Source organism: Bradyrhizobium sp. MI1.4 (assembly GCF_055811315.1).
The window spans coordinates 1-9,082 of record NZ_JBVVPP010000095.1 but is presented as its reverse complement, the minus strand read 5'-3'; the positions used below and the strand labels follow the sequence as shown (position 1 = coordinate 9,082).

At 61.4% G+C, this 9,082-nt stretch carries 9 protein-coding genes and 1 pseudogene; 6 read left to right on the top strand and 4 right to left on the bottom strand.

Annotated features, from left to right (window positions below; translation table 11 throughout):
• Positions 1-404: 404 nt before the first annotated feature.
• Entirely contained in the window at positions 405-674 is a 270-nt protein-coding gene (locus AC0L23_RS39345) for a hypothetical protein (protein ID WP_018453910.1), read from the top strand.
• 104 nt (positions 675-778) lie between these two features.
• Here AC0L23_RS39345 and AC0L23_RS39340 read toward each other — a convergent pair whose 3' ends face one another.
• The 4 genes from AC0L23_RS39340 to AC0L23_RS39325 all read right to left on the bottom strand — a co-directional run bounded on the left by AC0L23_RS39340 (position 779) and on the right by AC0L23_RS39325 (position 5,068).
• On the bottom strand, positions 779-1,507 hold the full coding sequence (locus AC0L23_RS39340; protein ID WP_085393961.1) for a DUF72 domain-containing protein: 729 nt from the start codon (positions 1,505-1,507) through the stop codon (positions 779-781).
• Positions 1,508-1,552: 45 nt separating this feature from the next.
• Positions 1,553-2,482, bottom strand: coding sequence for a non-homologous end joining protein Ku (gene ku / locus AC0L23_RS39335; protein WP_018453912.1), 930 nt, complete (start codon positions 2,480-2,482; stop codon positions 1,553-1,555).
• 968 nt (positions 2,483-3,450) lie between these two features.
• Positions 3,451-4,350, bottom strand: a complete 900-nt coding sequence (locus tag AC0L23_RS39330) for an SMP-30/gluconolactonase/LRE family protein (protein ID WP_085393960.1) — start codon at positions 4,348-4,350, stop codon at positions 3,451-3,453.
• A 58-nt stretch (positions 4,351-4,408) separates the two neighbouring features.
• Positions 4,409-5,068: a GntR family transcriptional regulator gene (locus AC0L23_RS39325; protein WP_085348502.1), complete on the bottom strand. Its 660-nt coding sequence runs from the start codon at positions 5,066-5,068 to the stop codon at positions 4,409-4,411.
• A gap of 226 nt (positions 5,069-5,294) precedes the next feature.
• Between AC0L23_RS39325 and AC0L23_RS39320 the strand changes: the two genes are divergently transcribed.
• The 5 genes and pseudogenes from AC0L23_RS39320 to AC0L23_RS39300 form a co-directional block, all read left to right on the top strand.
• On the top strand, positions 5,295-6,311 hold the full coding sequence (locus AC0L23_RS39320; RefSeq protein ID WP_018453915.1) for a TRAP transporter substrate-binding protein: 1,017 nt from the start codon (positions 5,295-5,297) through the stop codon (positions 6,309-6,311).
• Between the two features lie 76 nt (positions 6,312-6,387).
• Positions 6,388-6,897, top strand: coding sequence for a TRAP transporter small permease (locus AC0L23_RS39315; RefSeq protein ID WP_085393958.1), 510 nt, complete (start codon positions 6,388-6,390; stop codon positions 6,895-6,897).
• A gap of 61 nt (positions 6,898-6,958) precedes the next feature.
• A complete protein-coding gene (locus AC0L23_RS39310; RefSeq protein WP_085383158.1) occupies positions 6,959-8,239 on the top strand; it encodes a TRAP transporter large permease subunit in 1,281 nt (426 codons plus the stop codon).
• 32 nt (positions 8,240-8,271) lie between these two features.
• The gene (locus AC0L23_RS39305; RefSeq protein WP_026232626.1) at positions 8,272-8,766 is read left to right on the top strand and encodes a type II 3-dehydroquinate dehydratase; all 495 of its coding nucleotides are present in this window, start codon (positions 8,272-8,274) and stop codon (positions 8,764-8,766) included.
• 14 nt (positions 8,767-8,780) lie between these two features.
• A pseudogene (locus AC0L23_RS39300) lies at positions 8,781-9,082 on the top strand (hypothetical protein); the annotation flags it as partial.

The window sequence follows — 9,082 nt, the reverse complement described above, 5'->3', positions numbered from 1 at the left end:
ACCTCCCGCAGAACAAAAGCGGAAAGTGTAACCCATGTGTCCGGTACGTTTTGTCACCTATGTCTCGGGCCGCTCACAGGCACTTCCTGCTAACCTGCGATCCTCGGACTCTCTTGGTACCACATTAGTCCCACCAATTCGCAAGCTGGCGAGCATGAAGCTACGCGCTGCGGAGGGGAAGACGGCGGGGTACATTTAGCGGTTTAGCGCCCGGAGTCGAAGCGTGGCCGCTTCTCAGCGGGCAGAACCCTACGGCTGAGCCGTGCTGCAGCCGACGCGATTGTGCCAGAGCCGCGGAACACGGGGACAAACCTCAGCTCTGCCGATTGCGAATCCCTGCTGCGTGCTAACCGCTCGGAACGAGAAGACGGGCCAAAGGATTCGTCCGGGCAGGAGCAAGCTCGATGCTGATGACGAAGGAAAGACGGCCGGCGATCCGAACGCTGCGCGGCTGGGCGCTCAGCGTGCTGCAGGAGGCGGGCGCCATCCACGAATGCGAGGAGCACGGCTGGGCGAAGGACCGGGCCGACCCGCATGCACGCGAGCACGCATTGGATATAGCCAGGCAGGAGCCACCCGAGGGCTTATCTCCGGATCAGGCCGTCGGGCAAGTGCGCGAGGTTTTGCATTCGATCGGCGATACGTGCCCGGAGTGCCCGCCACGTCCCGATTAAGTCCCCTGCGCTGTCGCGCCGCTCGAATGGCGTGCGAGCCTCAAACGCCTTTGGCAAACTTGGACGACGTAAGGGATATCAGCGGACTATTGCCAAAAGGCCCTTCAAGCGAGCAAGTCTAGTGCATTCTCGATCGCTGCGCCGGCTGCGGTGTTGTCGAAGATGCACCAGGTCTCACTAGATGACGACGCAGCACCGAGCCGCAGCTTCAGCGATCGCAGGAACGCCCCGTCGTACGCGGAGTAGTAAATGCGCGGCGCTCCATGCAATCGAAAATAGCGCAGACTAGGCCACCCGCCCGGCAGGTCGGCATCGGGCCCCCGCGCCGGATCCGCGGCGACACGGGCAATCCGACGTTCCCCGAGCCAGGCGCCGACCTCGGGCGTAAACCAGCTGACGTGACGCGGCTCGCACGCGAGAGCGGCTGAGGTCTTTTCCTGCAGCGCGCGGAACAGGAACTCCGCATCGGACTCAACGAACATTTTGCGAGGCGCAAACTGAACGAGCAAAACCCCGAGCTTCGCACCAAGTCCGGCGCTCTCTTCGATGAACCGATCGAGTTCACCCTGCGCAAGCTGTGACGAGTGAGTAACAGACTTCGGCACCTTTACCGAAAAGCGGAAATCATCTGGCGTCGCGTTCGCCCATTTCTCATAGGTCGAACGCCGGTGCGGCTTATGAAATGATGAGTTGATCTCGGTGGCGTTCAACACCCGCGCGTAGCGTTCAAGCTGGCTACCTACCCCGCCAACTCTTTCCTTGCAGACTCGCGGAACATTCCATCCCGCTGTGCCGAGCCGCAGCTCAGCCTTGACATGCGCGGCCTCTTCCATGTCAGTCCGAAACTGCCATCGGGTATCACCGGATGTTTCACAATCTCACGCCGACTTCCGCCGCGTCCCTGCTGTCGGCTTCTTCGCCGCCGCTTCCTTAGCCAGCTTCTTACCGGCGATCGGCATCAGCATCTCCTTCTGAGCCGCGGCAGCCTTCTTCGTCTTCTTGGCAGGCTTTTTCGGAGCCTCGGTCTTTGCTGCCGCCCCGCCGACGCTCTTGCGTAGCGCGTCCATCAAATCGACGACGTTCTCGCCTTTCGGCCGATCCTTCGGCACGATCGGCTTGCCGGTGCGCTTCTGGTTGATGAGCTCGATCAGCGCGCTTTCATAATGGTCCTCGAACTTCTCCGGCTCGAATGATCCCGCCTTCTGGTTCACGATGTGCCTGGCCAGATCGAGCATGTCCTTCGTCACTTTGACGTCCTGGATCTCGTCGAAGTATTCCTGCTCGCTACGAACCTCGTAGGGATACCGCAGCAAGGTGCCGACCAGACCCTTGTCCATCGGCTCGAGCGCAATGATGTGCTCTCGGTTGGTGAGCACCACGCGCCCGATCGCAACCTTGTTCATCTCGCGGATGGTCTCGCGGATGACCGCGAAGGCGTCGTGGCCGACTTTTCCGTCCGGACGGATGTAGTAGGGGCGAATTAGGTAGCGCGGATCGATCTCGGCCTTGTCTACGAACTCATCGATCTCGATGGTCCGCGTGGATTCCAGCGCGATCTCCTCAAGCTCCTCCTTGGTCACCTCGATGAACTGGTCCTTCTCGAGCTGGTAGCCCTTAACGATGTCCTCGTTGGGCACCTCGTCGCCGGTGTCGGCGTCGACTTTCAGGTACTTGATCCGATGACCGGTCTGACGGTTGAGCTGGTTGAAGGAGATCTTCTCGCTCTCCGACGTAGCTGGGTAGAGCGCCACGGGACAGGTGACCAACGAGAGACGCAAAAAGCCTTTCCAGTTCGCGCGGGGGGCCATGGTACGCAAAACTCCATAAGGGGACTTGGACTCAAGACGAACGGCGCGACACAGTTCCGACACCGCCCGCAGGTGTCCACCGCAAATTGATGCCAGATCCCGGTCAAGCGCCCGGAATAGATGGCGGGCAGTCTTAACCCAACGAACAAAATAAGAACGTGTATCGGTGACGCAATCCCTGGCACTCCGCGGTGATTAGACCTCTGTGGAAAACGGCCAATCCCTTGCTCTAGGGAAGCGGCAACCCAGCCCGTCGGGCAACACACCCTTCTCCCGTCAATCCCTCTCCGCAAAAATATTCCACTTTACCGAAATTCGGAAACGGCGTATGTGTCGCTCATCCCGGCTCATCCTTGAGGGGCGATCTCGTTGTCGTCTTGATTGCGAGCCGGGCTTGCGATGGACGCGGCAGCGTCGGTACGAGATGGTGCGGGCAGGGCGGGTAGACCCTGTGAGCCCGCAACCGCGTGCGGACGAGCGGCGCTGCTAGGCTTCGTCTCGCCTGTAAGTTTTCGGCTTCGTCGACAGGGCTGGAAAAACTGCGGCGAAATGGCGGGCCGTGCGTACGGCAAAACCGTGTGGTCCTGGCCGTCGTTGCTACGGTCAAGCTTTCGCGGAGGTGTGTGCGAGCCCAACCGGGCAGACAGCATCATCCAAATTCGCGAGGCGAGGGAGGCCAAAGAGAACTCGGCTCCCGGGAGAGCACGGCATAAGCCGTCCAACCGTCGCGCAGGGAAGGCCGAGTGATTGGCTACACCTGTATGCTGCTGTGCGGTTTTCCTGCGTGTGCTTTTCGCGCAGCGGACCGCGGGTGCCAGCCGGCACCCGGCCTTCCCTGCGCCCTCTTGGATATGAGGGCGGAGTGACGAAGCAAAGCTCGGGCGAAACGCGCCGCGAGAACGAGAAATCATGTCCGCTGTTTGAATGCCTGGTCGCGTCATGTGCCGCGACGTCTCGGTGGCAGGCGCTCAGGATGAATTGCCGAAGCGGTGTTCTGGAAGTCCCTGTGCAATGCCATCGATGGCCAGAACATGACCCGCCTGGGGTTCGCGGCCCAGTTGCTCGCGATCAAGAAACTTTCTCGCCGTCGTCACGAACAGGGTCTTCAGATCGGCTCCGCCGAAGCATACGCAGGTCGGATTGGTCGCCGGCACCCGAATGACGGTATCGATCCGGCCGTCCGGCCGATAACGCACCACCCGGCCGCCGGAGAAGAATGCGGTCCACAGTCCGCCCGCAATGTCGATGCACGCGCCGTCGGGCCTCTCGCCGGAGGCGCTGTAATCCGCGAACAACCGTCTGTTGCTAATCACGCCGTTATCGAGATCGAAGTCGAATTGCCAGGTGCGGTATCGCCTCGTATCCGTGAAATAGAGCGTGCGATTGTCGGGTGAGAACGCAATTCCGTTCGTCACGATGACGTCGCCGAACATGCGCACCGTCCGGCCGTCCGCCTCCACCCGATACAGCGCTCCGTTCGGCCGATGCAGCTGGTTGTCCATGGTGCCGATCCATAGCCGGCCCCGCGCGTCGACGCGCCCGTCGTTCAGGCGATTGTCGGGGCCGCTTTCGACCTCGCAGAGCTGACCTGGAGGATCGTCATCGGACGCGCGGCGATAAAGCCCCAGATCCTGCGCGAGCAGGTGGGAGCCATCTGCCGTCAAGGCCTGACTGCCGAGGAAGTTGCACGCGTACGGAACAACCTGATGCGCGCCGGTCGCCGGATCGAAGGATTGATGCAGCCGCCGGTCGATGTCGACCCACCACAGCTTGCGGGAGCGGTCGCACCACAATGGCGTCTCGCCGAGGATGTCGCCTGCGGCGACCGCGGTCTCGACCCGATATGCGGGAATCATGTCAGGAGTCATCCCGAAATCCGATTGCAGCGACGAGCGCTGTCTCCGAACGACGTCAGGCCGCGGACGATCAATCCTCGTTCCAGGAGGCGAGGGCGTGCGCGACGCACCCGTTGATGTGATCGGTGAGCACGGTTTTGGCGCTTTTGATGTCGCGCTTGAGGGCGCATTCGAGCAGCGCCTTGTGCTGGTTGATCGTCTCTGCGCCGCGGTAGCGCAGCGCATAGCGGAAATATTTGTCGAACACGATCGCGTGGGTCTGCATCAGCTCGCGCGAACCGCAATTCGAGATGAGAGCCTGGTGGAATTCGCCGTCGTAGCGTTTGCGCAGCTCGGGATCGTCCCCCTCCTTGAGGACGGTGCGTTCGGTGGCCGCCAGCTTGTGATGCGCGGACACCACGCGGCCCTCCCACTCGACGTCGCCGGCACGAAACGACTCGGCCATTGCATGCTGCTCCAGCAGGATGCGCAGGCCGGCGAGTTCACGCAGGTTCTGGATGGATATCGGCGCCACCTCGAAGCCGCGCTGGCCCTCCGCGACCACGAATCCCTCCGAGGTCAGCCGATTGAGGATCTCGCGCAGCGTGGAGATGCTGACGCCGTAGTCCTCCTTCATGGCGTCGAGCTTGAGACGTCCGGACGGCGTCAGCACGCCGAAAATGATGTCGGATCGAATCCGCTGATAACCGCTGTCGCCCGCCGACAAAGGGCGCCCCTCGAGTGACGTCATGCTCTCCGATCCCGCAATATGCGCGCAACGCCCGTGGTGGGCGGCCGAACCATCACTGTTACCAGCAATATAGCAGACGCCTACCAACAGACGTAATCAAAAATATCAGATGAATTGCGATTTATCATTTGACCAAAAAATGTAGTTATGTTTTTTGATTGACCTGAGGGTGCAGAAAAGAATGGCTGAAGCCGCCGTCGTGCCCCGATCGAACAGGGAGGTCAAAATGAGCTTGTTGGTACGGGCGCTGTCTGCGACGGCGATCTGCGTGGCGCTGACGGTCGGTGCATCCGCTGAGGACATTCAGGAGCGCACGATCAGGTGGGGACACCTGAACAACACCGATCACCCCGTCAGCGCGGGGGTGCAGAAATTTGCGGAGATCCTGCTGGCGAAGAGCGGGGGCAAGATGAAGATTCGTGAGTTCGCGGCCTCGCAGCTCGGCAACGAGCTGCAGCAGCAATCCGCGCTACGCGGCGGCACGCAGGAAATGCTGTCGGCCTCGACGACGTCGCTCGCAACCGTCGTGCCGGAGTTCGGCCTCATCGACTTTCCATTCATCGTGAAGACCATCGAGCAGGCGGATGCTCTCGGCACCGGAAAATTCGGCACGTCGATGCTCGATACGTTGCCGTCGAAGGGATTGATCGGTCTGGGCTATTGGGGCCTCGGCTTCCGCAACGTCACCAACAGCACGCGGCCGATCACCAAGGTCGAGGATTTCAACGGCCTCAAGCTCCGCGTCATTCCGAACCCGGTCTATCTCGAGACCTTCGGATCCTTCAAGGCCAATCCCGTTCCGATGGCCTTCGGCGAACTCTATTCGGCGCTGGAGACCCGCACAGTCGACGGCGAGGAGAACCCCTTCACGGTCATTCTCTCCAACAAGTTCTACGAAGTGCAAAAATACGTTTCCGCCACCAATCACACCTTCACCCTGAACATCATCCTCGTGAGCAAGGCGTTTTGGGACAAGCTCTCGCCGACCGAGCAGCGCCTGATGCGCGAGGCGTACGAGGAAAGCCGAGGCTATCAAAAGGAGCAGACCCGCCTTCAGACTGAAAAAGCCCTCTCTGAATTGCAGGCGAAGGGCATGCAGTACAACACCGTCGCGCCGGAAGAGCTCGATCGGATGCGCAAGACGGCGCAGCCGGTCGTCGACAAGATTGCCGCCAATCTCAAGCCGGAGGCGGTCAAGCTGTTCAACGACGAGCTCGATCGCATCCGCAAGGACGTGAAATAGTCGACCTCGTCAGCATGCAAGAGGCAGAGCCGGCCAGTGGGCCGGCTCTGAACCCGACTTTGCCCGGACGGCACGCATGGCGCGAATTCTCGACCTCTATTGCACCCTGCTGAAGGGCATCATCGCCGCATTTCTTGCGGTGATGGTGGTGCTGGTGTTCGGCAACGTTGTCCTGCGCTACGGCTTCAACTCCGGTATTGCGATTTCCGAGGAGCTGTCGCGCTGGCTCCTGGTCTGGCTGACTTTCCTCGGTGCGGTCGTGGCAATGCGTGAGCACGCCCATCTCGGCGTCGATAGCCTTGTGCGGATGCTGCCGGCTTACGGCAAACGCATCTGCTTCATCGTCAGCTACGTCCTGATGCTGTTCGCCGACTGGCTTCTGCTCTCGGGAAGTTGGCGGCAGACGATCATCAATATCGACGACCGCGCGCCGGCGACCGGCCTCTCGCTCGGCATCTTCTATGGCGTCGGCGTGATCTTCGGCGTTTCGGCCGGAGTGATCCTTCTCTACGACCTGTTCCGCGTCATTTCCGGACAGGCCAGCGAAGCCGACATGGTAGCCGTCAGGGAATCGGAGGAGCACTGATGCTGTCTCCTCGTATCGTGCCGCCCGGCGCTCACATCCTGAAAATCACCGGGATCATGCCATGACGATTGCCGTCTTCACCCTCTCGCTGCTCGGCGCCATGGCGCTGGGCATGCCGATCGCCTTTGCGCTGATCGTCTGCGGCGTGGCCCTGATGAGCACGATCGACATGTTCGACGCGCAGATCGTGGCGCAGAACGTCATCAACGGCGCGGACAGCTTTCCGCTCATGGCCATTCCCTTCTTCATGCTCGCCGGCGAGGTCATGAACAAGGGTGGTTTGGCCAAGCGAATCGTCAACGTTGCGCTCGTCGCGGTCGGCCATTTTCGCGGCGGCCTTGGTTACGTCACGATCCTCGCGTCCTGCATCCTTGCGTCGCTCTCGGGCTCCGCGGCAGCCGATGCCGCGGCACTGGCTGCCCTGCTGGTGCCGATGATGGTGGCGGCGGGCCACAAGAAATCCTATGCGGCGGGTCTGGTCGCGGCCGGCGGCATCATCGCGCCCGTGATTCCACCCAGCATCGGATTCGTCATTTTCGGTGTCGCCGCGGGCGTGTCGATCTCGAAACTGTTTCTGGCCGGGATCGTCCCCGGGCTGTTGCTCGGGGCGGGGCTCTGCCTGGCCTGGTGGTGGGTGGTCCGCCAGGAGAACCTGACGCCCCCGCCAAGAGCATCGCTCTCGGAAATGGTGAAAGCGGTGGTCGACGGCTTCTGGGCGTTGATGCTGCCGGTCATCATCGTGGTCGGCCTGCGTTTCGGCATCTTCACGCCGACGGAAGCCGCAGTGGTCGTCGCCGTCTATTCGCTGTTCGTTGCGACCTGCATCTATCGGGAATTGAAGCTGTCGCAGCTTTACGAGGTGTTCGTCTCCTCGGCCTTGACGACGAGCATCGTCATGTTTCTCGTGGCAGCCGCGCTGGTGTCGTCCTGGCTCATCACCGTGTCCGAGATTTCGGCACAGATCGTCACCCTGCTCAAGCCTTTCATGGGCAACAACACGCTCCTGATGCTGGCGATCATGGTCGTGGTGGTGATCGTGGGGACGGCTCTCGACATGACGCCGACCATCCTCATCCTCACGCCGATCCTGATGCCGATCGTCAAGGCGGCGGGCATCGATCCCGTCTACTTTGGTGTCCTCTTCATCATCAATAATGCGATCGGCCTCATCACGCCACCGGTCGGTATCGTGCTGAACGTGGTTTGCGGCGTCTCCAGGATCAGCATGGAGGACATCATCAAGGGCGTCTGGCCCTTCTTGATTGCGCAACTGATCGTCCTGTTCGCGATGGTGCTATTCCCGGGGCTGGTGACGATCCCGGCCAAGTGGTTCAGCGGCTAGACGCGTCGGCAACAAAAGAAGGACAAGCCAAAATGGCCGCAAGGATCATGATCCTCAACGGACCCAATCTCAATTTCCTCGGCATCCGCGAGCCCCACATCTACGGCTCGACGACGCTCGGGGAGATCGAGGCGAGCTGCAAGGCGCTGGCCGACCAGCTCGGGGTTTCGATGTCGTTCCATCAATCGAACATGGAGGGCGAACTCGTCAGCCTGATCCAGTCCGCCCATGGCAACGCGGACGCCATCATCATGAACCCCGCGGCCTATTCATTCACCTCGATCGCGCTGATCGATGCGCTGAAGATTTTCGAGGGTGTAAAGATCGAGGTGCATATCTCGAACATCCACGCGCGGGACGAGCTGCACCGCCACTCGATCACGTCGAGCGCCTCCACGGCAGTCATTTGCGGCCTGGGTCCCTATGGTTATCTCGCCGCGATGCTCGCGGCGGTCCAACGGCTAGGGCAATTGCCTGCGACCATCGCGCCAGCTCTGCACGGGCTTGCGGCCGGCGGCAAGGCGTAGGCATGGAGGGCGGGATGCGCGGCACGGGATTTCTCGCCATCTGGAGCGACGTCGAGGCTCACGACCTGACCGACTACCGGCACTGGCTGACGCGTGAGCACACGACCGAGCGCGTGACGACGAAGGGCTTCCTGGCATCGCGTGTCTTCCGCGCGGCAAGGGACGACATCAACCGCTTCTTCATTCTGTACGAGCTGGGGACGCCGGAGGTCCTCGACGGCGAGGCTTATCTGGCGCGCCTCAACGCACCGACGCCGTGGTCCCGGCGCATCATGCCGAAGCTTGGCAATTTCATGCGGGGCGGCGGCGTCATGAT

What these genes read in the sequence shown, in the direction of transcription:
- AC0L23_RS39345 (WP_018453910.1), top strand. Translation starts at nt 405, where the DNA reads ATGCTGATGACGAAGGAAAGACGGCCGGCGATCCGAACGCTGCGCGGC.
- AC0L23_RS39340 (WP_085393961.1), bottom strand. Translation starts at nt 1,507, where the DNA reads ATGGAAGAGGCCGCGCATGTCAAGGCTGAGCTGCGGCTCGGCACAGCG.
- ku (WP_018453912.1), bottom strand. Translation starts at nt 2,482, where the DNA reads ATGGCCCCCCGCGCGAACTGGAAAGGCTTTTTGCGTCTCTCGTTGGTC.
- AC0L23_RS39330 (WP_085393960.1), bottom strand. Translation starts at nt 4,350, where the DNA reads ATGACTCCTGACATGATTCCCGCATATCGGGTCGAGACCGCGGTCGCC.
- AC0L23_RS39325 (WP_085348502.1), bottom strand. Translation starts at nt 5,068, where the DNA reads ATGACGTCACTCGAGGGGCGCCCTTTGTCGGCGGGCGACAGCGGTTAT.
- AC0L23_RS39320 (WP_018453915.1), top strand. Translation starts at nt 5,295, where the DNA reads ATGAGCTTGTTGGTACGGGCGCTGTCTGCGACGGCGATCTGCGTGGCG.
- AC0L23_RS39315 (WP_085393958.1), top strand. Translation starts at nt 6,388, where the DNA reads ATGGCGCGAATTCTCGACCTCTATTGCACCCTGCTGAAGGGCATCATC.
- AC0L23_RS39310 (WP_085383158.1), top strand. Translation starts at nt 6,959, where the DNA reads ATGACGATTGCCGTCTTCACCCTCTCGCTGCTCGGCGCCATGGCGCTG.
- AC0L23_RS39305 (WP_026232626.1), top strand. Translation starts at nt 8,272, where the DNA reads ATGGCCGCAAGGATCATGATCCTCAACGGACCCAATCTCAATTTCCTC.